The 22595-nt window shown below is 45.4% G+C and carries 25 protein-coding genes, 1 pseudogene and 1 riboswitch; of the genes and pseudogenes, 20 read left to right on the top strand and 6 right to left on the bottom strand.

Annotation, left to right across the window (positions count from 1 at the left end; translation table 11 throughout):
- Positions 1–191 precede the first annotated feature (191 nt).
- The 14 genes from BDD39_RS05515 (at position 192) to BDD39_RS05580 (ending at position 12711) form a co-directional block, all read left to right on the top strand.
- Positions 192–1070: an IS982 family transposase gene (locus BDD39_RS05515; RefSeq protein ID WP_166907142.1), complete on the top strand. Its 879-nt coding sequence runs from the start codon at positions 192–194 to the stop codon at positions 1068–1070.
- Positions 1071–1184: 114 nt separating this feature from the next.
- On the top strand, positions 1185–2369 hold the full coding sequence (locus tag BDD39_RS05520) for an LL-diaminopimelate aminotransferase (protein ID WP_166908865.1): 1185 nt from the start codon (positions 1185–1187) through the stop codon (positions 2367–2369).
- 2 nt (positions 2370–2371) lie between these two features.
- Positions 2372–2977: a YpjP family protein gene (locus BDD39_RS05525; protein WP_208404478.1), complete on the top strand. Its 606-nt coding sequence runs from the start codon at positions 2372–2374 to the stop codon at positions 2975–2977.
- A 142-nt stretch (positions 2978–3119) separates the two neighbouring features.
- On the top strand, positions 3120–3827 hold the full coding sequence (locus BDD39_RS05530) for an anthrax toxin lethal factor-related metalloendopeptidase (RefSeq protein ID WP_166908870.1): 708 nt from the start codon (positions 3120–3122) through the stop codon (positions 3825–3827).
- A 117-nt stretch (positions 3828–3944) separates the two neighbouring features.
- Entirely contained in the window at positions 3945–5603 is a 1659-nt protein-coding gene (locus tag BDD39_RS05535; protein ID WP_015863777.1) for an IS1634 family transposase, read from the top strand.
- A 194-nt stretch (positions 5604–5797) separates the two neighbouring features.
- On the top strand, positions 5798–6592 hold the full coding sequence (gene thyA, locus BDD39_RS05540) for a thymidylate synthase (RefSeq protein WP_166908872.1): 795 nt from the start codon (positions 5798–5800) through the stop codon (positions 6590–6592).
- 12 nt (positions 6593–6604) lie between these two features.
- Positions 6605–7093, top strand: a complete 489-nt coding sequence (locus BDD39_RS05545; RefSeq protein WP_166908874.1) for a dihydrofolate reductase — start codon at positions 6605–6607, stop codon at positions 7091–7093.
- A 105-nt stretch (positions 7094–7198) separates the two neighbouring features.
- Positions 7199–7639 carry a YndM family protein gene (locus tag BDD39_RS05550; RefSeq protein WP_166908876.1) on the top strand — a complete coding sequence of 147 codons (441 nt, stop codon included), beginning with the start codon at positions 7199–7201 and terminating at the stop codon, positions 7637–7639.
- 158 nt (positions 7640–7797) lie between these two features.
- Positions 7798–9069 (top strand): threonine ammonia-lyase IlvA, encoded by a 1272-nt coding sequence (gene ilvA, locus BDD39_RS05555; protein ID WP_166908878.1) that lies wholly within the window; start codon positions 7798–7800, stop codon positions 9067–9069.
- Between the two features lie 104 nt (positions 9070–9173).
- Positions 9174–9425, top strand: coding sequence for a YpmP family protein (locus BDD39_RS05560; RefSeq protein ID WP_166908880.1), 252 nt, complete (start codon positions 9174–9176; stop codon positions 9423–9425).
- A gap of 406 nt (positions 9426–9831) precedes the next feature.
- The gene (locus BDD39_RS05565; RefSeq protein ID WP_166908882.1) at positions 9832–10674 is read left to right on the top strand and encodes a DegV family protein; all 843 of its coding nucleotides are present in this window, start codon (positions 9832–9834) and stop codon (positions 10672–10674) included.
- A gap of 30 nt (positions 10675–10704) precedes the next feature.
- Positions 10705–11271 (top strand): SCO family protein, encoded by a 567-nt coding sequence (locus BDD39_RS05570; protein WP_166908884.1) that lies wholly within the window; start codon positions 10705–10707, stop codon positions 11269–11271.
- A 73-nt stretch (positions 11272–11344) separates the two neighbouring features.
- Complete coding sequence (locus BDD39_RS05575; protein ID WP_166912274.1) at positions 11345–12133, top strand: GDSL-type esterase/lipase family protein; 789 nt, start codon at positions 11345–11347, stop codon at positions 12131–12133.
- A complete protein-coding gene (locus BDD39_RS05580) occupies positions 12130–12711 on the top strand; it encodes a YpmS family protein (protein WP_166908886.1) in 582 nt (193 codons plus the stop codon). Before BDD39_RS05575 ends, BDD39_RS05580 begins: the two co-directional genes overlap by 4 nt.
- 26 nt (positions 12712–12737) lie before the next feature.
- Here BDD39_RS05580 and BDD39_RS05585 read toward each other — a convergent pair whose 3' ends face one another.
- Both BDD39_RS05585 and plsY read right to left on the bottom strand, forming a co-directional pair.
- A complete protein-coding gene (locus BDD39_RS05585) occupies positions 12738–14102 on the bottom strand; it encodes an RsmF rRNA methyltransferase first C-terminal domain-containing protein (protein ID WP_166908888.1) in 1365 nt (454 codons plus the stop codon).
- Between the two features lie 90 nt (positions 14103–14192).
- On the bottom strand, positions 14193–14786 hold the full coding sequence (gene plsY, locus BDD39_RS05590; protein WP_166912276.1) for a glycerol-3-phosphate 1-O-acyltransferase PlsY: 594 nt from the start codon (positions 14784–14786) through the stop codon (positions 14193–14195).
- 214 nt (positions 14787–15000) lie between these two features.
- Between plsY and BDD39_RS05595 the strand changes: the two genes are divergently transcribed.
- The 3 genes from BDD39_RS05595 to BDD39_RS05605 all read left to right on the top strand — a co-directional run bounded on the left by BDD39_RS05595 (position 15001) and on the right by BDD39_RS05605 (position 17993).
- Entirely contained in the window at positions 15001–15396 is a 396-nt protein-coding gene (locus tag BDD39_RS05595; protein WP_208404480.1) for an OsmC family protein, read from the top strand.
- A 19-nt stretch (positions 15397–15415) separates the two neighbouring features.
- Complete coding sequence (locus tag BDD39_RS05600; protein WP_166908892.1) at positions 15416–15856, top strand: OsmC family protein; 441 nt, start codon at positions 15416–15418, stop codon at positions 15854–15856.
- Positions 15857–16361: 505 nt separating this feature from the next.
- Positions 16362–17993 (top strand): bifunctional metallophosphatase/5'-nucleotidase, encoded by a 1632-nt coding sequence (locus tag BDD39_RS05605; protein ID WP_166908894.1) that lies wholly within the window; start codon positions 16362–16364, stop codon positions 17991–17993.
- A gap of 43 nt (positions 17994–18036) precedes the next feature.
- Here the strand turns inward: BDD39_RS05605 and pepT are convergent, their stop codons facing one another.
- Complete coding sequence (gene pepT / locus BDD39_RS05610; RefSeq protein WP_166908896.1) at positions 18037–19269, bottom strand: peptidase T; 1233 nt, start codon at positions 19267–19269, stop codon at positions 18037–18039.
- Between the two features lie 78 nt (positions 19270–19347).
- Between pepT and BDD39_RS16310 the strand changes: the two genes are divergently transcribed.
- Positions 19348–19590, top strand: coding sequence for a DUF6044 family protein (locus BDD39_RS16310; protein ID WP_380741304.1), 243 nt, complete (start codon positions 19348–19350; stop codon positions 19588–19590).
- 47 nt (positions 19591–19637) lie between these two features.
- Here BDD39_RS16310 and BDD39_RS16825 read toward each other — a convergent pair.
- A pseudogene (locus tag BDD39_RS16825) lies at positions 19638–19775 on the bottom strand (DUF2238 domain-containing protein); the annotation flags it as partial.
- 56 nt (positions 19776–19831) lie between these two features.
- Complete coding sequence (locus BDD39_RS05615; protein ID WP_243845992.1) at positions 19832–20461, bottom strand: DUF3298 and DUF4163 domain-containing protein; 630 nt, start codon at positions 20459–20461, stop codon at positions 19832–19834.
- A 268-nt stretch (positions 20462–20729) separates the two neighbouring features.
- Positions 20730–20863, top strand: a riboswitch (FMN riboswitch).
- Between the two features lie 155 nt (positions 20864–21018).
- Between BDD39_RS05615 and BDD39_RS05620 the strand changes: the two genes are divergently transcribed.
- Positions 21019–21600: an ECF transporter S component gene (locus tag BDD39_RS05620; protein ID WP_166908898.1), complete on the top strand. Its 582-nt coding sequence runs from the start codon at positions 21019–21021 to the stop codon at positions 21598–21600.
- A gap of 52 nt (positions 21601–21652) precedes the next feature.
- On the opposite strand, the gene BDD39_RS05625 is transcribed toward BDD39_RS05620, so the two are convergent.
- On the bottom strand, positions 21653–22225 hold the full coding sequence (locus BDD39_RS05625; protein WP_166908900.1) for a molybdopterin-dependent oxidoreductase: 573 nt from the start codon (positions 22223–22225) through the stop codon (positions 21653–21655).
- A gap of 136 nt (positions 22226–22361) precedes the next feature.
- Between BDD39_RS05625 and BDD39_RS05630 the strand changes: the two genes are divergently transcribed.
- Positions 22362–22553 carry a DUF4083 family protein gene (locus BDD39_RS05630; protein ID WP_166908902.1) on the top strand — a complete coding sequence of 64 codons (192 nt, stop codon included), beginning with the start codon at positions 22362–22364 and terminating at the stop codon, positions 22551–22553.
- Positions 22554–22595 lie beyond the last annotated feature (42 nt).

Here is a 22595-nt window from a genome sequence, read left to right on the forward strand (position 1 = left end):
CAAAAGCGTAATAATGCTTGCGGCAAGAAAGACTGCACTCATAGACGTTTCTCCTTTCTCTCTATGTTTCTTTCCATAAAATATGATACAACCCGTGGTGCTAGATAAAATCAGACAAGCATAAAAATAGCCCTTGCATGAGGATCTCCTTAAAATGAAAGTGCAACCAAACATCAAAAGGAGAAGTTCCCATGCAAGAGCACTTTCATTTTACAACAGATCGTGTCAAACTTCAAAAACAATATGCATCGATTTTGCTTTTTGTATCGGCTCAACTATCGAGTATCCAGATTCATCTTCAACGTCGAAATCGTCATTTGTTGAAACAGAAAGACGAAGTCATCATCACCATCCATGTCCTTGGAAAGTTGTTGGGCTTCACTTCCGAACGGGCTTGGCACCGGTTTGTGATTGGGAATTTGTTTCCCAAGGCCTTGTTCCCTGAGCGTTCTCGGTACAACCGTCGCTGCCGAGCGCTTAGCTTTGCGATCAAGTGGATTCGACACCAGTTGGCCAAGCGCGGGCAACACCATGCGTATGCGGTCGTGGACAGCTTGCCGATCGAGCTGTGTCATTCAGCTCGAATGCATCGCGTCAAACGATTCCGTGGAATTGCCGATATTGGCTATTGTGCTTCCAAAAGGATCACTTTCTATGGGTTGAAACTTCACCTGCAGGTCACCGACCAAGGGCTTCCGATGGGATATGTTGTCACCGAAGCGTCTTGTCACGACCGGGTGGCCGCTGAAACCGTCATGACGCAAATTCCACATCCGTATAACCTCGGTGACAAAGGGTATATCAGCCAAAAGCTGCAAAAGAAGCTGTACGAAGAGCACCGGGTCGCTTTTTGGACGCCCGTTCGAAAAAATCAGCGAATTCGCCAATCGGACGCATGGAAACAGTGGATGAAGCGAAAACGTAAAGTGGTGGAAACCGTGTTTTCGATTTTAGTCGATTCGTATCGGATCACCGAGATTCGAGCGAACTCGGTTTCTGGATTTGAAACGGCGCTGGATGGTATTTTACTGGCTTACTCCCTTGTTGTTCTTGGGCTAGTTGAGTGTTAAAACTCAACTAGCACCACGGGTATGATACACTATTCATATATTCATAGTATATACCATTTTAAACAGAAAAAGAAAACGATTTTCTGCAACATAAGTTGGGGGAGAGATCGGAACATGAAACTGGCTACGCGAATGAATGCTTTTTCTGCGTCTATTTTTTCTGAATTATCGGCATATAAACAACAAAAACGCAACGAACATGACGATTTGATTGACTTAAGCATCGGCAGCCCTGATTTGCCGCCGCCGCCATTTGTCATGGAAGCGCTTAGCTGTTATGCAAGCGACCCGGATGCGTACGGCTATACCTTAAAAGGAACAAATGAATTTCATGAAGCGGTGGCGTATTATTATCAAACTTCACACGGTGTCGCGCTTCACCCGGAAACGGAAATCACGTATACGATCGGTTCGCAAGATGGGCTTGTTCATTTGCCGATGGCATTTGCCGACCCGGGGGACATCATCCTCGTTCCCGATCCCGGCTATCCGGCGTATGCGGCAGGAATTGCGATGGCGGAAGCGGTCCCGTATTTCATGCCGCTTCGAAAGGAGAATGATTTTTTGCCAAATTTGCGGGAAATTCCGCAAGAGATCGCGGAAAAAGCGGTGATGATGTTTATCAATTTTCCAGGCAATCCCGTTCCCGCACTGGCAACGGAAGCGTTTTTCCGTGAAGTGGTGGAGTTTGCCAAACGATATAACATTATCGTCGTTTCTGATTTTGCCTATAGCGAACTGTATTACGACGATCAAAAGCCGATCAGCTTTTTATCGGTGCCTGGAGCGAAAGAGGTTGGCATTGAAATCAATTCGCTATCGAAAAGCTACAATATGGCTGGCTGCCGCATCGGCTATATTTGCGGAAATGAAGAAATCATCCGCGTGTTTGGCAATTTTAAATCGAATTTGGATTATGGCATTTTTTTGCCGATTCAGAAAGCTGCGGCGATGGCATTAACAGAAGGAGCTTCTTTTTGCGAACAAAGCCGCGCTGTGTATCAGGCGCGCCGCGACTGCTTCATTGCTGGCCTCGCTTCCATCGGCTGGCATGTCGAGCGGCCGAAAGCAGGGATGTTTGTTTGGGCGGAAATTCCAAAGGGATGGACATCACTTGATTTTGCCTATGCGTTAATTGATCGCGCTGGTGTGGTTGTCACGCCTGGCCATGCGTTTGGACCAAGCGGGGAAGGCTACGTGCGCATCGCTCTTGTGCAAGAAGAAGACAAGCTGCTGCGGGCGGTAGAAAAGCTAAAGCAGAGCGGGATTTTTTCGTTAAAGGTAGGTGAAGAGTCGTGAAGTTGCCAAAATGGCTGCGTAAAACGCTTGTTGTCGCCATCACCGCCTGTACGTTTGGGCTCGTTACCCCTCCTTCTTCCTTAATGGTGGCGGACGAACCGACTACAGATGATTCCCCGTCTTCTGATTGGCAACATGGCAATCACGGCCTGCAAACCGCATCTGTTGTAGCTGAATCGGCAACACAAGCTCGGTATGTTACCCGTCAGCAATTTATCGAGCAGACGATGGAGAAAGCCACTAGGCAATCGTACGAAAAGTTCGGGCGCAAAATCGCCCCTGTGATTGAAGACGAGTTTCGCAACGTGATTTTGCCGCGCATTGAGGAAGTGATCGCGTCGCTTGCTGAGCAATATCCGGAAGAACAGCTGCACTATTTGGCGGTGACGGAAAACCCATCAGGCGGGATGGGGGAGCGCATTTTTCATATTTACCGCGTCGATAACGGGGAGGATATTATCCGTTTTCATGTCAGGCGCGAACACCCGCCGCAAGATGGGTATTGGTTTCAATTCCATTACCATACGTACCATGACGATTTTCAAACCCATTACGAGCTAGGAAAAATTTATTGGGATAAAAATACGCCGCCGCAATGGCGGACATGAACGGTTTTTGCTCCGTTTCCATGAACGTTTCTCGCTGGTCCCGCTTCCTTATTTTACACATTTGTCCCCGTTTTTTTGTGTGTTACAATTTAATAGAAAAAGAGATTTTTATATTCGTAGTAAAAGAAGCGGGGGAAGGTTCATGAAACGGATTCTTTTTTGGATCATGACGATGTTGGCGATCGTTCCGCTGCTTTCGTTTTCCCCGTATCCTGCCGCACACGGCGTTTTGCTTGATGATAGCAATATGGGCATAAAACATACAATGCCGTACAATATATTAAGAAAAATAATCATTGTTCCGGAAACGGATTTTTCCCATAAAGAGGCGAGAAAAATGATTGATACGCTCGCCCATATCGATCCATCCATATTGCAGCAAGCGGCGGATCATCATATTTACATTCAGCTGTTGAATGGGAAGATTACCGATGAACCGTCGGCGAGATATTTACGCGGGAAAACGCCGCGCGGATATTTGTCCTCTTCGACAACATGGGATGATGTTCCAGGGCTTGGCGGCTCGCATTTAGTGCTCGTTAAAATCGGCCATAGCGAAAAGGGAAAAGGGCACGGCTCGGTCAATCTGGAGTTGCATGAGTTCGCTCATTCCATTGATTATATCGTGTTCGATCATATTCACGAGACTGCGGCTTTCCGTTCGATTTGGCAGGAAGAAGCGGCAAAACTGTTTCCGAACCAATATTATTTCCTTCATTATCCGGAAGAATATTTTGCCGAATCGTTTGCGTATTATTACTATAATGATGAGACTCGCAGGCATTTGCAAATCGCCGCTCCAAAAACGTACCAGTTTATCCGTCATTTGGCCGGAAGAGCTCGTTTGTGAGCTCTTCTTTTTTATGACTCACATTTCGCACCCTCTCGACGAAAATCGGGAGGATTTTTTCGTTCCGATGTCGAATGAATCCTTGACACACAAGGAACGTAAAGGAGTTTTTCACTTATGAACGTTCAAGTCAAAAAGGTCTATCGCAATTCTTATTTGAATATAATAAGTGCCCTATTCAAGAAACTGGGTCTGCCTCAATTGATTGACCATCTCGTGCCCGTCGATCCGCAGTGCCAAACGCGAGTCAGCGATGCCGTTCAGGCCATCCTCTACAATGTGTTTGACGGCCGGCAAGCCCTTGTTCACTTGGAACATTGGGCTCAGGAGGTCGATTGTGAGAAACTCATCCGTCCCGATCTCCATCCTTCCTGGTTGAACGACGATGCGTTGGCCCGTCATCTCGATCGCCTGTATGAGGCTGGCATTCACAACGTCATCAGCACTTGCTTGATTCATATTTATCGAAAAGAAGGCCTTTCCCTCCGAGCCTTCCACGCCGATACGACGGACAAGACCGTTTACGGCGCGTATGAATCGGCCTCGTTAGAGGCCTTACAAATCACACATGGCTACAACCGCCATCATCGTTGGCAAAAACAGATCGGTTTCGGACTGGTCGGCAACGAGGACGGCATCCCGTTTTACGGCGATGTGCACGATGGCAACCTGCCCGATAAAACATGGAATCCCGAGGTGCTGTCTCGTGTCCATGAACAGCTGAAGCAGGCCAAAATCGAAGACGAATGGATTTACGTGGCCGATTCCGCCGCGATGACGAAAGAGACCCTGGCGCAAACCAAAGCGGCCAACGCCTTTTTGATCACCAGAGGCCCTTCGTCGCTCCGGATCGTGAAAACCGCGCTGGCCGAAGCGGATGCTGAGGACACGACGTGGAGCGATCCCTTTACGTTGGCGGAGAGAAACGGCGCCACGTACCGGGTATGGGAAACGGCCTCGACGTATGAAGGCCACCCCGTTCGGCTGATCGTTGTTGAATCGAGCGCGCTCGACCAGCGAAAAGGAAAGACGCTTGAAAAAGAACGAACCAAAGAAGCGGAGCTTCTTCGCGAGGAACAAGCCCGTTGGGAGCGTCACCCCTTCTCCTGCCGGGAAGATGCCGAACAAGCCTTGGCGTCCCTCAAGGCGTCCCTTCGCCCCCGGTTTCATCGGGTTGAGGCCGCGGTCGAAGAGATCGTACGCCTGAAAAAACGGCGCGGACGGCCGAAAAAAGGGGCGGAACCCGAGGTGGAGACGCTGTATTTCTTGCACCTTGACGTCGAATTCGACCAAGACGCGTGGGAACAGGCGAGACGGAAAGCGTCCCGGTTTGTCCTTGTCACGACCGTTCCGAAGGAATGGAAGGGCCAACCCATGGATGCCCAAGAGATCTTGAAGCTGTATAAAGGGCAGATCTCGGTGGAAATGAACTTCGCTTTTTTGAAAGATCCGTTTTTCACGGATGAGATTTACGTCAAAAAACCAGAACGGGTCGCAGTATTAGGCTATTTGTTTCTGTTGGCCTTGGCTATTTACCGCGTTTTTCAGCGCCGAGTGCGTCAGTTTATTACTCCAGAACACCCGTTGAAGGGTCCTGGAGGCCGCAAGCTGACCCGGCCGACGGGACAGGCGATTTTTCAGCTGTTTCAATATGTGAACGTCGTCCTGTTCAAGCTGCCGGATGGGCGCATCCAACGCTCACTGGATCGCTCCCTTACCCCTGATCAGCGAAGGATTCTGCAGGGATTGGGCATGGATGAGAGCATCTACGTGTAACGTGATACGGAACGACCAGCGATGGTAAAAAAAGGATTGCCATCGCTCGTTGTGTTGGTCAAAAAGTTATTCTGAAAAACTAAATAAAAAATCCTTTGTTTTGACCTTGTTAGGGTGCGAAATGTGAGTTATGATGAAAAATAGATTGAGTTTCTGAGTAGGATTCCTTTATGATAGAACATGAGGTGAGAACATTGCGTCAATACTTACAATTACTAGAAGATATTTTCGAAAACGGGGTGGAAAAAGACGACCGCACCGGAGTTGGGACATTATCCGTGTTTGGCCGCCAGCTCCGCTTTAATTTGCAAGAGGGCTTTCCGCTTTTAACGACCAAGAAGTTACATATCCGTTCGATTATTTACGAATTGTTATGGTTTTTAAAAGGCGACACGAACGTCCGTTATTTGCAGGAAAACGGCGTGACGATCTGGGATGAGTGGGCCGACGAAAACGGCGATTTAGGCCCGATATATGGTGCGCAGTGGCGTTCTTGGAAAGGGGCCGACGGCAAAACGGTGGACCAAATCAGCTGGGTTATCGAAGAAATTAAACGAAATCCGAATTCCCGCCGCTTATTAGTAAGCGCCTGGAACGTGGCTGAGCTGGACGAAATGAAGCTTCCGCCTTGCCATTATGCGTTTCAATTTTACGTCGCCGACGGTAAGCTTTCCTGCATGTGGCAGCAACGTTCCGTTGATACGTTTTTAGGCTTGCCGTTTAATATTGCCAGCTATGCGTTGTTGACGCATATGATTGCCCAGCAGTGCGATTTGGATGTCGGCGAATTGATTTTTAGCGGCGGCGATGTACATTTGTATAAAAATCATATAGAACAGGCGAAACTGCAACTGACGAGAGAACCGCGCCCGCTTCCGAAGTTGGTGATCAAGCGGAAACCGGCGTCCATTTTTGAATATGAATTTGACGATTTTGAAATCGTTGGTTATGATCCGCATCCGCATATTAAAGCGCCGGTTGCGGTATAAAGGAGAGATACGATGATTTCGCATATTGTAGCCATGGATCAAAACCGCGTCATCGGCAAGGAAAACCGCCTGCCATGGCATTTGCCGGCCGATTTAGCTTACTTTAAAAAAGTGACGATGGGTCATGCTATTATTATGGGGCGTAAAACATTTGAATCGATCGGCCGGCCGCTTCCCGGCAGAGAAAATGTCATTGTCACGCGGAATCGGTCGTTTCAGGCGGAAGGGTGTACGGTGATCCATTCCATCGAAGAGGTTCGTCAGTTTGCCGCTAAGCATAACGATGAAGTGTTTGTCATCGGCGGCGCGGAGCTGTTTCGGGCGACGTTTCCGTTTGCCGAGCGCTTGTACGTGACGAAAATTGAAGCGAGTTTTTCAGGTGACACGTTCTATCCGGCTTTTGATGAGTCAGAGTGGCAGCTCGTTTCCTATACGAAAGGAATAAAAGACGAAAAAAATCCATATGATTATACGTTTATCGTTTATGAACGCAAACATTAACGTGTTTCGCTGTTTGGCGGAACACGTTTTTCTTTTAGGATCGAATAGAAACAGAGCGAAAAAGGAACGATAATAGTAAACAGGGAATGGAAATGGAGGAATACGATGAAACATATCGTTCCATATGTGGTGAAATTCGTTGGCTGGAGCATCGTGATGCTTTCCATTTTTGCGATTTTTAACGCCCCGCCGCTGCTGGTTTGGTTCATGGCGGCAGGAACCGCGCTCGCTTCTTATATCGTTGGCGATTTACTGATTTTGCCCCGCTTTGGCAATTTTGTCGCCGTTATTGCCGATCTTCTGCTCTCGTTTTTGCTGATTTGGCTGACAAGCTATGCGCTCATTGAACCAACGATGAACATGGCATATGCTTCCTTTTTCTGTACACTGGCCATCGGCGCCATTGAAGCGTTTTTCCATTTGTTTATGGAAAACCATATTCTTGAAGAAGCGAGAAAGGAAGAGGCGTACCGCTGGTATGACGAAGGAAGATGGGCGACGGAGTTTGCCGAGGAATATGAACAGGAGAAAGACGACCGCACGTAAGAGGGTCGTCTTTCTTTTTAGACGCAAAAAGCAATACATCGCATGGCGGCCAAACACAAATGTTTTTATAAACTTTTGAAAATTCCCTTTTCTTTTTCAAAATTTGTGCTATAATTTACAAATTAAAAAAACAACATTGAAAGAAAGGGAACGAAAGCATGGAACAGCAACTGAAACGAAAGCAAGGGACCGTTTACGTAGAAGACATTTTAATCGCCTACCATACCTTAAAAGACGTTGTCTATCATACTCCGCTGCAAAAAAATCCGCTGTTGTCGGAACGGTATGAATGCAACGTCTATTTAAAGCGCGAAGATTTGCAGGTGGTCCGTTCGTTTAAAATTCGCGGCGCTTACAATCGAATGAAGCATTTAAGCGAGGAAGAACGGAGAAAAGGGATCATTTGCGCGAGCGCGGGCAACCATGCGCAAGGGGTCGCGTATTCATGCCGAGCGCTCGGCGTGCATGGCAAAATATACATGCCGGCGACAACGCCGAGACAAAAAGTATCGCAAGTGCAACTGTTTGGAAAAGATATGGTAGAAATTGTGTTAGTAGGCGATACGTTTGATGACTCCTTTAACGAGGCCATGAAGTGCGCAAAAGAAGAAGGCCGTACGTTCATCCATCCGTTTGATGATGAGTATGTCATCGCCGGTCAGGGGACCATCGGCGTCGAAGTGCTCAATGACTGCGAAGAGCCGGTCGATTTTGTTTTTGCGAGCATCGGTGGCGGCGGATTGATGGCTGGGCTTGGTACATATATGAAGAGTATTTCCCCGACGACAAAGGTTATCGGGGTGGAACCGGCAGGAGCTCCGTCGATGAAATCCGCTATTGAACAAGGCCATGTCGTGACATTAGAGGAAATTGATAAATTTGTAGACGGAGCGGCGGTCAAAACGGTCGGCGAAAAAACGTTTGCCCTTTGCAAGGAAATCCTTGATGACGTCGTTGTTGTCCCGGAAGGAAAGGTATGTACGACGATTTTGGAATTATATAATGAAAACGCGATCGTCGCGGAGCCGGCAGGGGCGCTTCCGATTGCGGCGCTCGATTTTTACAAAGAGAAAATACGCGGAAAAACGGTCGTCTGCGTCGTCAGCGGCGGCAACAACGATATTGACCGGATGCAGGAAATTAAAGAGCGGTCGATGATTTACGAAGGGCTGCAACATTATTTTATCGTGAATTTTCCGCAGCGCGCCGGCGCGCTGCGCGAGTTTTTGGATGAAGTATTAGGACCGACCGATGACATCACCCGCTTTGAATACACAAAGAAAAACAATAAAGAAAGCGGTCCGGCTTTAGTCGGCATCGAGCTAAAGCGCCGCGAAGATTATGCGCCGCTGATTGAACGGATGAAGAAAAAAGGCTTCCCGTTTCAAGAAGTGAATAAAGATCCGAATTTATTCCACTTGCTCATTTAAAAAAGCGCGAAAAAAGTCGGAAAGATTTCACGCATTTCTGACATACTTTTTCGCCGGTTTGGTGTATAATAAAAGTAAATCGGTGAAAAAAGAGGATTGATATTTTGCTATTCAAAAGCCTAGAGTTTAAAAACGCTTATGGGCAGAAAGTGAAAATTATCGAAATTCCTGTACTGGAGGAAGATAACACATATCGATTTATGATTCAACTCCGTTTAGAAATGTTTATTGCGAAAGTATATCGATCCCGAGATGTCCGTTCCGTTTACTCGTTTCGCGAATATTTGAAAAAAGTATTAAAATGGCCAGTGTACGAACAAATTTTTAAAACGAATGTATTAAAAAACAATGCGTAACACTTTAAAAAGTTGTTTTGCCCCGGCAAAACAACTTTTTTGTTTATTCATCAATTTGAAACGTTGTCTAGGGAACCAATTGCCTATCATGATGAAGATAAATGATGACATAAGGCAGCTGCTTTGGAGAAAGAATGTTGCATATAAGTTTGTTTTGATAAGTTCACATGTTTTTTGATATTTTTTCAAACTTTCCACACATATTATTAATATGATAACAATCAGGAATAGCGGAGGAGAATAAAACCTCCATTGCTTTTTTGGTCTAAGCTCTTTTTTGCTCAGTCCATTCCGCTTACTAATAAAAATAGCTTCACTTTTCTTACGGGCATTCTCGATTTGTATTAGGAATTTTCCTCATTTCATTGTATAATTGTGCATAAGGCTTAATATTGGGAGTGAATTCATGAGAAACGTGAAAGTTGTAACCGATTCGACGGTTGATTTACCGAAAGAGGTATTGCGGGAACTTGGGGTTGAGGTGGTCCCGCTCAGCTTTACGATTGGCAGGGAAGCATTTATCGACCGTGTAACGATTGCCCCGGATGAGTTTATGAAAAAAATGAAAGAGTCAGAGGAATTGCCAAAAAGCTCTCAGCCTTCTGTCGGTGAGTTTCTTGAAATCTATAACCGCCTTGGTGAAGATGGAAGCGATATTATCTCCATCCATATGGCTGGTGAGCTAAGCGGTACTGTTCGTTCCGCGCAGTATGCTGCGGCATTAGCGGAAGCGAACGTGACAGTGGTAGATTCGGAGTTTATTTCGCTTGCTTTGGGGTTTCAGGTACTGGAAGCAGCACAGCAGGCAAGGATAGGGAAAAGTGTGGCGGAAATTGTAAACCGCCTGCGTGACGTCCGGCGCTGCACGCGATTGTACGTCGCTGTCGATACATTAGAAAACCTTGTAAAAGGCGGTCGTATTGGTCGTGGAAAGGCGTTGGTCGGTTCGCTTTTAAACATTAAACCGATTGCGGCACTTGTCGATGGAATGTATACACCAATTGCGAAAGTGCGCAGTTATTCGCAAATGATCAAATATTTGACAAATCAATTTATTCAAGATATATCCAATAAAACGATTCGGGCTGTCGGGATTGCCCATGCCGATGCGACCGCATTAGCGGAACGGCTGAAACAATCGATCATCGAGGCGACTGGATATCACCAAGTTGATATTGTCCAGACAACGCCGGTGATTTCGATTCATACCGGACCGGGAGCGGTTGGGCTTATGTATTATACCGACTAAGATATAGAATAGGAGATGGGTGAGGAAAAGATGAAACGAATGGTGCTTCTTCTTGCTATCGTTCTTCTTGCTGCATGCGGAAAAACAATTCCGGACGCCAAAAATTGGCCAGTTGCCGATTTTACGTTTACCGATCAAAACGGGAAACCGTTCGGCTTAAAAGATTTAAAAGGAAAAGTGTGGGTTGCCGACTTTATTTTTACTAATTGTGAGACTGTTTGTCCGCCAATGACGGCCCATATGGCTAAATTACAACAAATGGCGAAAGAAAAAGGGCTCCATGTTGAATTTGTCTCATTTAGTGTGGATCCAGAAGTAGACACACCGGAAAAGTTAAAAGAGTATGCGAAAAAATTTAACGGTGATTTATCAAACTGGCATTTGCTTACAGGATACAGCCAGCAAGAAATTGAGAAATTTGCCGAGAAAAATTTTAAAACGATTGTGCAAAAGCCGAAAAACCAAGATCAAGTCATCCACGGAACGAGCTTTTATTTAGTGGACCAAAACGGCAAGATTGTGCAGACATACAGTGGAGTGCAAGACGTTCCGTATGATCAAATTTTAGAGCATATTAAAATTTTGCAATCGTCATAAGGCAAAAATGTAGACACATTTTTGCCTTTTCATGTTTTCTTCGTTTGTGTTGCAGGTAAGGTAGGTGCAGATCGTGAAAAAATGGGGATTGCTTTTTTTGTTATTTATTTATTGTGCAGGATGTTCCTCACAGCAGGTATTCAGCGACAAGCCTGAACGGCAAACAAAACATGCATCGCAGCAAAGTGCGGAAGACTTTTTGCCAAAAGATATTCACGTTCTTGCCCTCGGCGATTCGCTGACGGAAGGGGTAGGGGATCGCCAAGGACGGGGAGGCTATGTTGGCCGTTTGCAGCAACGACTAAAACAGCATAAAGGAGTGCGGACGGTTTCCGTCGTCAATTTAGGAAAGCGGGGACTGCAACTGAACCAGCTTGACGCGGTCGTCCATCAACATGTAGCGCAAATAAAACGAGCCGATTTAATTTTGATGACGATCGGCGGCAATGACATCATGAAAGTTGTCCGTTCGCATTTTTTTAATTTGTCGTACGAGCTGTTTGCCAAAGAGCAAAAGCGGTTTGCGGAGCGGTTAGATCATTTGTTGGCCACGATTCACGCCGCCAATCCCGATGCTACCATCGTGCTTGTCGGGCTATATAATCCGTTTTCTAGCTCGCTGCCGAATATCCCTGAAATTAATAAGGTGATTGATCAATGGAATAACGGCAGCAACCAAGTATTAAAACACTATGATTGTACGATATTTGTGAATGTGAAAGATTTATTTGACAACCGCGATGATATGTTATACAGTGACGAGTTTCATCCGAATGAAATCGGCTATGAACAAATCGCAAGACGAGTATATGACAAGCTGAAAAAACATGAAGAGATGTGGCTAAGGAGATCGAAGCAATGAATTGGAAAAAGTGGTTTTGGGCATTAGTGATATTGGACATTGCCGTTGTCGCGTTGTTTGCGGCGTGGCTGTTTCAGCCGGCTAAGCCGATTTCGGTGCCGCCGCCAAAAAAAGTAAAAGGGGCGGCGTTTACCGTATATTCGAACAAAGAACATTTGAATACGGTGATCAATGATTATATTCGCAAAAAGACAAAAGATCATCCGGTGCAATATCGGGTTTGGCTCAATGACCGCGTGTATGTGGCAAGCAAGCTCTCGGTATTTGGCCGGAAGGTAGACTTTGTCGTTTCCTTTATTCCGAAAGTGGTCAAAGGAGGAAATGTGGAGCTGCAAAGCCCGCAAATATCGCTCGGCGACTGGCAGCTTCCGATCACGTACGTATTAAGATATTTGCGAAATCATGCGTCATTGCCGGATGAAGTGATGATTGACCCAGCGGCAAACCGCGTGTATGTGGCGCTTACCGATATTCGTTTCGGCAATGGCTATCAAATTTCCGCGAAAAAAATTAATTTGGTAAAAGACGAAATTGTATTTACGCTGACGATTCCGACATCGGCAAAGGCAAAACAATAAGGGCCGCTTATAAGCGCGCCCTTTTTCTACATCACTCTTAATCCTTTTGGATAAAAGTTTTTCACGATTCCTTTCACTTCTTTCCCCCAGCCGAGCGGATAGCCATCGACCGTAATGAGCAGCCAGCCTCGGTCTTCTCCCGTTTGTAGCGTTTCTCCGCGCAAATATTTTAGACATTCGACACTGTCGCTTGACAAGTCAAGGGAGTAACGAACGTCTTGCAGCTTCAGCGATAAGGCAAGCGAATGGTTTGGTTCAAACCGTTGTTTTTTCACTTCTCCTACGTGTAGTCCTGCCCGTACAACTTTCAGACCATCAAAGTTTGGGCAGTGATCAGGTAAAGCGAAAAGATGGTTTTGAAAGGCATACATCGGTTTTTCGATTTCTGTTTGCAATACTTCTTGCTCAAACTGCCGATATTGATGAATCATTTGTTTAGAAACGTTCGATTTCGCATAGCGCCCATTCCATTGCGGGGAAGGACCGGTTTTTTGCAGTTTGGCGACAAAATGGCCTTCTCCTTTTACATGATGCGGCCAAAGCCGGGCGGTTCGCCCGATGGCTTCCATATTTGTCTTCGTCCATTCCGGTCTCCCTGGCTGAATGCCATGTGCTTTTTCAATCGAAAGCAGCGTTAGGTCTTCATATGTTTTCAGCAAATATTCCACCGTCTGCTCATTTTCTTCCGGGGCAAACGTGCAGGTGGAATAGACGAGGATGCCGCCTTCTTTTAACATCTCGTATGCATAGTCTAAAATATGCCGCTGTTTGATAGCGCACTGTTCAACGTGCGCCTGGCTCCAAAACGATACCGCTTCTTCATCCTTTCGGAACATTCCTTCTCCCGAGCATGGAGCGTCGACTAAAATTTTATCAAAAAATCCAGGGAAGTATTGCGCCAGCTTTTCCGGCGTTTCGTTGGTGACGAGCGCATTGGTCACGCCAAGACGCTCGATATTTTCCGAAAGTGCTTTGACCCGCTTTGGATGAATTTCGTTGGCGACAAGCAGCCCTTGATTTTCCATCATCGCCGCCAGCTGCGTCGTTTTTCCGCCAGGTGCGGCACAAAGGTCAAGAACCATTTCTCCTGGATTCGGCTTTAGCACTTCAGCCACAAACATCGCGCTCGGCTCTTGGATATAATAAAGCCCTGCCGCATGGTACGGATGCTTTCCCGGCTGTTCGTCTCCTTCATAATAAAAGCCAGTAGGACAAAACGGGACAGGGGAAAGGGCAAACGGGACGAGCGTTAAAAACGTTTCTCGGTCGATTTTCAATGGATTGAATCGTAACCCGTTTGCTTTTTCTTCATGATAGGTGGAAAAAAAACGAGAAGCTTCCTCTTGCAAAAGCCTCTCCATTTTTTCGATAAATTCGCTAGGTAATTTCAATGATCAAACTCCTTTCCTGTCGATCAAATGGCTTGTTTCTATAGTGCACTTAATCATGTAAAAACGATTTTTCAACATGATGCGATTGAATTATTTTCCGCCTAACCATTTGACTTTTGGTTCCGTTTTGTTGATGATGCGTTTTATATTCGCGCGGTGGCGGTAAAAGATAAACGCCGTTAATAACGATACTGCGATCATTAGCGGAATGTCATCCGTAAAGAAGATCGTATAAATAACAGCATACACCCCAGCTAACATCGAAGATAAGGAAACATATTTGGAAATATACAAAACAATGAAAAAAACAACGAGAAGGGAAACGAATAAAAGCGGTGAATAAAACAGCATCACCCCTGCCGATGTAGCGACCGCTTTTCCACCGCGAAATTTCGCGAAGACCGGGTAAATATGTCCGAGAACCGCGCACACTCCTGCTAACAGCGGATGTACGTGCACGGAGAATAATACAGGTAAGCTTGCCGCTAATGTCCCTTTTAAAATATCTCCGCATGTGACGATCAGTCCCGCTTTTACTCCGAGCACACGAAATGTATTTGTTCCTCCTAGATTTCCGCTTCCATGCTCGCGAATGTCGATTCCGTATCCTATTTTTCCAACAAGCAGCGCAAACGGAATCGACCCAAGAAGGTAAGCTGCGATCAAAATGAGTGCTTTTTCCATCAATCTTCCTACACCCTTTACTTATCAAATTCGTGCATGTTTTTATTTTACCATGCATGAAAAAAAACGCTAGATCAGAAAATGGAAAGGTATTTGTTTTGCATTTATTTTTTTTGCAAAGTAAACTAGATAATAACATCATACATAAGTTTTATCACTGGAACTGAAAGAGGAGGAAAGAAAAGTGCAAGCAAAAGTGAAATGGAACGGGCAAATGTCGTTTACAGGGATGAGCGCGTCAGGAGTACAAATCCCGATCGATGCCTCGAAAGAAGCAGGGGGGCAAGATTCCGGGGCTAGACCGATGGAATTAATTTTACACGGGCTTGCCGGATGTACGGGAATTGACATTATATCGATCTTGAAAAAAATGCGGCTTGGGGTTCGGTCATTTTCTATAGAAGTGGAAGGAACCCGTGCGGACGATCATCCAAAACGGTTTACGGATATTCACATTCATTATGTGTTAGAAGGGGATTTACCAGAGGACAAAGTCGTCCGCGCCATTCAATTGTCTATAGAGAAGTACTGCTCTGTATATCATTCCTTAAATGCCAACATTACGGCAAGCTATTCAATTAATGGTGTAGAAGGGAAAGAAAATTTATAAAAAGCGAGGGGGTATTTGGATGAAAAATCAAATGACATTTCATGTGACAGGAAGTTCAAAAGGAATGCAGACAGTAGTCAGCTCTAAAAAACATACGATAACGATCGACGAACCGCCGGTGATGGGCGGCCAAGATACAGGCCCTGATCCGTTAACAACGCTGCTAAGCGCGCTTGCCGGCTGCGAAAATGTCGTGGCGAACTTGGTGGCGAAAGAACTAAACTTTGATTTGCAGGGAATCGAATTTGATATTCAAGGAACGATAGACACACGGGGATTTATGGGCGATCCGAACGTGAAGCCGTATTTCCAACAAGTCACGATTCACGCCAAAGTAAAAACGAATGAATCACAGGAACGGATTGAAGAATTACAGCGTATCACCGATTCGCGTTGTCCTGTTTACACGACGCTAAAGGCAGCGGGCGTTCGGTTGCAATCTACATGGACAAAAGCATAACGATATCCCCTTGGGCAACCAAGGGGGTACTCCAAGGGAGGTGAAATAACGGGGAAATGATGCGACACATCGATAAATGATCGGAAGTTTAAACGGTGAAATTGAGGTCATGATCTCTAACGGCAGACGGTATATCCAATTTATTTTCCATCTGTTTCTGTGGAATTTCTCTTATTAATTAATTCATTCACTATTGACCGCTTCTTCGATAAAACCTACTTCTATGTTCTCCTTCATGAAGTCTCCGCTTGTTTCACGAAATAATGGCATCCCGATTTAGGCGTCAATATTCCGCCGCTTTGCGTAGCACTTCCTTAGTTACACACTGTTATGTTACTCGTTTTTTACGACCAAACAAATTGTAAATAGAATTAGAGGCTGCTTCATTATAAATTTATAGAAAATTTACAATAGTTTAGCGAAAGATGAGCAATTTTCCTCTATTATTTTTATAGAACGAAAAATGATGCTGAGTGATAGAAAAACAAAAGGGAGGAATCAGGTGATGAAAATCTCCTCAAAATGGCTGAAAACCGCTGTCCCTGCATTTTTGTTATCGGCTATGATCACTTCGGGGAATGTGTTGGCGGCCGGACAAGCTGGCGATGAAGGAAAACGGCTGAAAGCGGATGCGCATCAACATCGCTATATGGATGTGCAATTGTTAGGAATTAATGATTTTCACGGACAGCTTGATGTTACAAGAAACGTTGGAGGGCGAGCAGTCGGGCGAGCGGATTATTTAGCTGCGTATTTGAAACAAAGGGAAAAGGAAAACGAAAGTACGCTTCTTGTGCACGCGGGAGATATGGTTGGGGCGAGTGCGCCTGTATCGGCTTTACTTCAAGACGAGCCGACAATAGAGTTTTTAAATAAACTAGGTTTTGATGTGGGGACACTTGGAAACCACGAATTTGATGAAGGGGTCAACGAAATGCTTCGCCTCATTTATGGAGGAACACATCCAAAAACCGGCTATTTTCGCGGCGCGGACTTTCCATACGTATGCGCGAATGTAATTGATAAAAAGACAGGCAAACCGATTCTTCCGCCTTATGTTATTAAAAAAGTGAAAGGGGTGCCGATTGGCTTTATCGGAGTAACGTTGTCCGATACACCTAGCATTGTCACTCCAAGCGGTGTGGCGGGGGTTGCATTCACGGACGAAGCGGAAGCAATTAACAAAGCGGTGAAACAATTAAAACGGCAAGGGGTACGTGCAATCGTTGTCCTCGCCCATAATCCAGGGGTTTCGAATAAAGATGGCTCCAACGCGAGTGGGGAGATTGTAGACATCGCGAAAAAAGTGGATGATGAAGTCGACGTCATTTTCGCTGGCCATAATCATGCCTATTTAAACGCCTTGGTAGATGGCAAATTGCTTGTACAATCGTATTCTTACGGAACTGCTTTTTCTGATGTGGATTTAACCATTGATCGGCGCACAAAAGACGTTGTTGCGAAAAAAGCGGAAATCGTGACTACCTACCAAGATAGCATCAAGCCCGATCCAGAGATTACGAAACTAATTAACAAGTATGAAGCAAAGGTGGCGCCGATTATTAACCAGGTCATCGGTACGGCAAAAACGACGATTAGCGCTGAACAAAACGCAAACGGTGAATCGGCTTTAGGAAACTTGATTGCGGATGCGCAGCGGACAGCGATGAAAACCGACTTCGCCTTTATGAATCCAGGCGGCATTCGCGCCGATATTGAACAAGGGGAAGTGACATGGGGAGAGTTGTATAACGTGCAGCCATTTAGCAATCAGTTAGTAAAAATGACGCTCACGGGAGAACAAATCCGCAAACTGTTAAATCAACAATGGCAGTCGAATCAAACGCGCATGCTGCAAATTTCCGGCCTGACGTATACTTGGGATGCAAGCAAACCGATAGGAGACAAAGTCGTCGATATTTATTTGCCAAACGGCACGAAACTCGACCCAAATGCGGAATACACTGTTACAACAAACAGTTTCCTAGCTGATGGGGGAGATAACTTCTCGGTATTTACGGAAGGGAAAAACCGGGAAGTAGGACCTGTCGATTTGGATGCGCTCATCGATTATATTAAACAGCTTCCGCAGCCATTTGATGCTCATATTGAAGGGCGCATTCAAAAGCTGCACTAAAAACAAAGCTGGTTCCAAAGCGCCGTTGGAACCAGCTTTTCTATTACGCTTTTTGTTCAAACAGCTTGATAATTTCAATAATCACGTTTGTTGCTTTAATCATGTTGTCGACGGAAATGTATTCAAAGCGGCCGTGGAAGTTTTCGCCGCCGGTAAAAATGTTTGGCGTCGGCAGTCCCATGTAGGAAAGTTGCGAACCGTCCGTGCCGCCGCGGATCGGCGAAATTTTCGGTTCAATATGTAAGTTTTTCATCGCTTCATAGGCAATATCGACGATTTCGCGAACCGGCTCGATTTTTTCGCGCATGTTATAATATTGGTCTTTGATTTCGATCGCGATGCGCTCTTTTCCGTATGTTTCTTGCAGTTTTGCCGCGATTTCCTGCATTTTTGCTTTGCGAGCTTCAAATTGTTTGCGGTCAAAGTCGCGGATAATGTAATGAAGCATGGTTTCTTCGACGTTTCCTTGGAAAGAAAGCAAATGATAAAATCCTTCGTAGCCTTCCGTATGTTCCGGCGCTTCGTTAGCAGGAAGCTGTCCATGAAATTCTATCGCGATTTTCATCGAGTTAATCATTTTGCCTTTGGCCGTGCCTGGATGGACGTTTTTCCCTTTGATCGTGATTTTTGCTTCCGCTGCGTTAAAGCTTTCGTATTCCAATTCGCCGAGCGGACCGCCGTCGACCGTGTACGCAAATTTAGCGCCGAACTTAGCGACGTCAAACTTATGCGGGCCTCTGCCAATTTCTTCATCCGGCGTGAAGGCGACGCGCACTTTGCCGTGTTTAATTTCCGGATGCTGGATTAAGTAGGCCATCGCCGTCATAATTTCCGCGATTCCCGATTTATTGTCCGCGCCTAACAGCGTCGTACCGTCAGTGGTGATGAGCGTATGGCCTTTATAGTTGGCTAATTCCGGAAAATCTTTTGGCGACAGGACAATGTTTAACGATTTGTTCAAGACAATATCGCCGCCATCGTAATTTTCGACGATTTGCGGATGGACATTAGCCCCAGTGAACTCAGGAGCGGTATCCATATGGGCTAAAAAGCCGATCGTCGGCACGTCTTTGTCGGTATTTGCCGGAAGTGTTGCCATTATGTATCCGTTTTCATCTATCGTCACTTCTTCCATGCCGATTGCTTTTAATTCTTCCACCAACATGTTTCCAAGCTCCAGCTGGCCAGGGGTGGAAGGGCAAGTGTCGCTGTTCGGGTCGGATTGCGTGTTGACTTTGACATATTTCGTAAAGCGTTCGATGATTTCCTGTTTCATTTTGTCATCTCCTTACCATTTGCTATCTTTTGCCGTTTTTATTTTATCACAAAACGATTGCGCAAAGAAAAAACTTTGTTGCATGCAAATTTGTTTTATAAGGGATGGCTTCCGCTGACGAAAAGGTTTTTACATACGTTTGATTTTTCCCGCTATCATTTTTTGCGCCCGCTTGTGATTTACGTGTTATTTGCGCTTGGATTAAAAATCTTATGGCCCAGAGAAAAAAGGAATCGGTATGGAACATTTATTTGTATAAAATTAAATAAAGCACGGACGGCTCCCTCTATATCCAAAAAAGGGAGCCGCACTATTTTTTAAAATGATGGAAAAAAGAGATCTTTTTGGGTGTATTCCTTTCGATTTTCTTATGGACGTTCCGGTTGTTCCTTTGCCAATACCAATAGTCTGTTATGTAGTTTTGAGAAAATAAGCAAAGCAACAATCGTTCCAATGAAGTTGCATAACTTATCCCACTGCGTATCCCAAATATCGCCTTGTGTTCCTTAATAAAAGCAAATCCTCATCATCAATGGGTTGCCTCCCCGGCCCGTTGACTTATTTAGTCCAGAATCATTTTTCCGAGCGGCCCTGTTTCATCGATCAGATCCTGAAGTTCATATACAGAAATTGGGAACATTGGCAGGCCATAAGGTCGGGGAGTGATTTCGTACATTTGGAAATAAATCACAAGTGATTTATCAGCGATATAATAATCTTGGTCTGGGCGTATCACAGTAAAGTTACTGGTCAGGCTGATTTGGCGTTGCTGGATTTGCTGCTCAATTAACATTGAGATTTTTTTCACGTAATCGCTGTTGGGTTTGAATAACTCTTTTAGGGTGTAGGATTTACCTGTACGGGTATCAAAGGTCAATGATTTTGTGATGGTCAGGCCGTTCGCATGCATATAGATGTAGGTATAGTTATTTTGCGCCAGGCTTAGAATGCCTCTTTCGTTCGTTTTGATTTCATATATTCCGGTCATTTCCGTTTGGGCTGGATTCTCATAGTAGCCTTGCTGCTTGATGATGGAATGAAGTTGTTGGTAAATCACTTGATTTATGTGCTGTTGAATCCGGATATCCGGGAGGCCGGTTACCTGAGGATAGTAAAGATGAACGGTTGGTGAGGTGACGTGAACAGGGAGGATTTGAACCGGCAATCGAAAGGGCTCAGCGATCATGGGCATGGGACATATTCCTTTCCTGTTAGGTTATCATCATTATCTTATTCAGAATCCCATTTAAAGAATGACTAACCATCGCATTTTTGGATGCAAACGCTCAGGTCCCGATCGCATAGCTGATGTCCGGTATGGTGAACAATGACAGGCACTGTTCGCCTTCAGAAACGAGCTTTAGTTAAAAGCCAGCTTCATTCTGTGGCATGAAAAATAGTAGACAGAATCTATATGAAAATTGTATACTGAATGTAAAATCACATATCAAAAATATACGATTCATCTTCGGGGCAGGGTGAAATTCCCGACCGGCGGTGATGAAGCCCATGCGCTTCTCAGCCCGCGAGCCGCAAGGCAGGATCCGGTGCGAGTCCGGAGCCGACAGTATAGTCTGGATGGGAGAAGATGAAGGTTTGCCGGCGTTCGAATGTTGCGCGCTCGAACGTCTATTTGAGCATGACCTTTTTCTCCCTTAAGTGTGAACACTTAAGGGTTTTTTATTGGACGCTCAAGACGGCAGCCTTCTTCTTGTGAGGATGGATCACGAGAAGGAGAGGAGAATCGACATGAGAAAAATGAATGTCCGCGTGCTTGTCTTGATTGGAGTATTTAGTGCCATCTCGTATTTGTTGATGCTGTTAAACTTTCCGCTTCCGCCATTTCCAAATTTTCTATTGGTGGATTTCAGCGACGTTCCGGCATTGATCGCCGCGCTTCTGTACGGGCCGCTGGCGGGAGTGTTCGTGGAATTGCTAAAAAATGTGCTGAATTATTTCATGGTCGGCAGTCCTACCGGCGTTCCGGTTGGGCATATCGCCAACTTTATGGCTGGGATTACATTTATTTTGCCGACATATTACGTATATCATAAAACAAAATCGAAAAAAGGCATGCTGGCTGGGTTAGCCACTGGCACCGCCGTTATGGCGTTGATGATGAGCGTATTGAACTACTATGTGTTTCTGCCAGCGTATACGATCTTTCTAGGCGCTCCGGCGATGAGCGCGCCGGAAACAAAAGCGCTCGTCGTTTCCGCCATTCTTCCGTTTAATGCGGTAAAAGGCGTCATGATTACCATTGTCTTTATGCTTTTGTTTGCCCGGCTCAGCCCATGGCTGCAAAAGCAAACAGCGTCCAATCATGTTTAGTCATAACAAAACGAGGACCCTTCCCGAGCGAAGCGGTCCTCGTTTTTTATTGTTATCGATCGGCAAACCGTTCTTCTTTAAATGGATTGGAGTTCATCGAATAGCCGCGCTGTTCCCAATATCCCGGCTCGTCTTTTTTCATAAACCGGATCTCGGATGCCCATTTCGCCCCTTTCCATAAAGCGGAGCGGATAGCCATGTTTTGGGGAATATCTTGCCAGTCACGATGTTTATCTTTCCAGCGGTACACAAACAAAGCGTCATCACCCATGGGCACCTCGAGCGGCAAGTTGGCCGAATAACCGAAGCGGTCTTGGTTCAAATAGTCGTAAATTTTCACGTATTTCACATCCGAATCGAGCTCGACAAAGCGCAAAAACTCGCGAAAGGCGATTCCTTCAAACGTCGTATCAAACTTCGACCACGTCGTCACGCAATGCATATCGATCGTCGATATCGTTTTTGGCAGCTTCATTACTTGCTGATAGGATAGGGAGACTTCTTCTTTTACATCCCCAAATAAACGGAAATCCCATGTTGATTCATCAAATGGATAGACATCCCCCTCATGGAGAATCGGCCATTTTTCCGTTTCAAATTGGCCTGGCGGCAATTGTTTAGCCATGGGTGTGCACCCTTTCTTGTATTGTTTATATAAAATGATACGGCGAGAAAGCGGTGTATGCAACTAATCGGCAGGAAATAATAGGATAGACATAGAATAGACTAATAATAAGTTTTATGCTAGGGGGGATGTAAAAATGGCACAAGAAACATCTTTTGTTACATTGTTAACTTCTATCATTCCCATTGTCTTTAACGTTATTATAGTGGCACTATTCGTTTTCTTTGTAAGAAGTGTCATTATCCGCAATCGATCATTGCAGCGCATCGAACAAAAGCTAGACCAAATCGCAAATGCGCTTCAAAAAGAAACGATTTCGAGAAAGTAAGGGGGATAGGGGTGGACATTCACGTCCATAGAGATTTATCCA

Source organism: Saccharococcus thermophilus (genome assembly GCF_011761475.1).
Taxonomy (GTDB): domain Bacteria; phylum Bacillota; class Bacilli; order Bacillales; family Anoxybacillaceae; genus Saccharococcus; species Saccharococcus thermophilus.

Coding starts and splice junctions, on each gene's coding strand:
- BDD39_RS05515 (WP_166907142.1), top strand. CDS start 192: ATGCAAGAGCACTTTCATTTTACAACAGATCGTGTCAAACTTCAAAAA.
- BDD39_RS05520 (WP_166908865.1), top strand. CDS start 1,185: ATGAAACTGGCTACGCGAATGAATGCTTTTTCTGCGTCTATTTTTTCT.
- BDD39_RS05530 (WP_166908870.1), top strand. CDS start 3,120: ATGAAACGGATTCTTTTTTGGATCATGACGATGTTGGCGATCGTTCCG.
- BDD39_RS05535 (WP_015863777.1), top strand. CDS start 3,945: ATGAACGTTCAAGTCAAAAAGGTCTATCGCAATTCTTATTTGAATATA.
- BDD39_RS05545 (WP_166908874.1), top strand. CDS start 6,605: ATGATTTCGCATATTGTAGCCATGGATCAAAACCGCGTCATCGGCAAG.
- BDD39_RS05550 (WP_166908876.1), top strand. CDS start 7,199: ATGAAACATATCGTTCCATATGTGGTGAAATTCGTTGGCTGGAGCATC.
- ilvA (WP_166908878.1), top strand. CDS start 7,798: ATGGAACAGCAACTGAAACGAAAGCAAGGGACCGTTTACGTAGAAGAC.
- BDD39_RS05565 (WP_166908882.1), top strand. CDS start 9,832: ATGAGAAACGTGAAAGTTGTAACCGATTCGACGGTTGATTTACCGAAA.
- BDD39_RS05570 (WP_166908884.1), top strand. CDS start 10,705: ATGAAACGAATGGTGCTTCTTCTTGCTATCGTTCTTCTTGCTGCATGC.
- BDD39_RS05580 (WP_166908886.1), top strand. CDS start 12,130: ATGAATTGGAAAAAGTGGTTTTGGGCATTAGTGATATTGGACATTGCC.
- plsY (WP_166912276.1), bottom strand. CDS start 14,786: ATGGAAAAAGCACTCATTTTGATCGCAGCTTACCTTCTTGGGTCGATT.
- BDD39_RS05595 (WP_208404480.1), top strand. CDS start 15,001: ATGTCGTTTACAGGGATGAGCGCGTCAGGAGTACAAATCCCGATCGAT.
- BDD39_RS05600 (WP_166908892.1), top strand. CDS start 15,416: ATGAAAAATCAAATGACATTTCATGTGACAGGAAGTTCAAAAGGAATG.
- BDD39_RS05605 (WP_166908894.1), top strand. CDS start 16,362: ATGAAAATCTCCTCAAAATGGCTGAAAACCGCTGTCCCTGCATTTTTG.
- pepT (WP_166908896.1), bottom strand. CDS start 19,269: ATGAAACAGGAAATCATCGAACGCTTTACGAAATATGTCAAAGTCAAC.
- BDD39_RS05615 (WP_243845992.1), bottom strand. CDS start 20,461: ATGCCCATGATCGCTGAGCCCTTTCGATTGCCGGTTCAAATCCTCCCT.
- BDD39_RS05620 (WP_166908898.1), top strand. CDS start 21,019: ATGAGAAAAATGAATGTCCGCGTGCTTGTCTTGATTGGAGTATTTAGT.
- BDD39_RS05625 (WP_166908900.1), bottom strand. CDS start 22,225: ATGGCTAAACAATTGCCGCCAGGCCAATTTGAAACGGAAAAATGGCCG.
- BDD39_RS05630 (WP_166908902.1), top strand. CDS start 22,362: ATGGCACAAGAAACATCTTTTGTTACATTGTTAACTTCTATCATTCCC.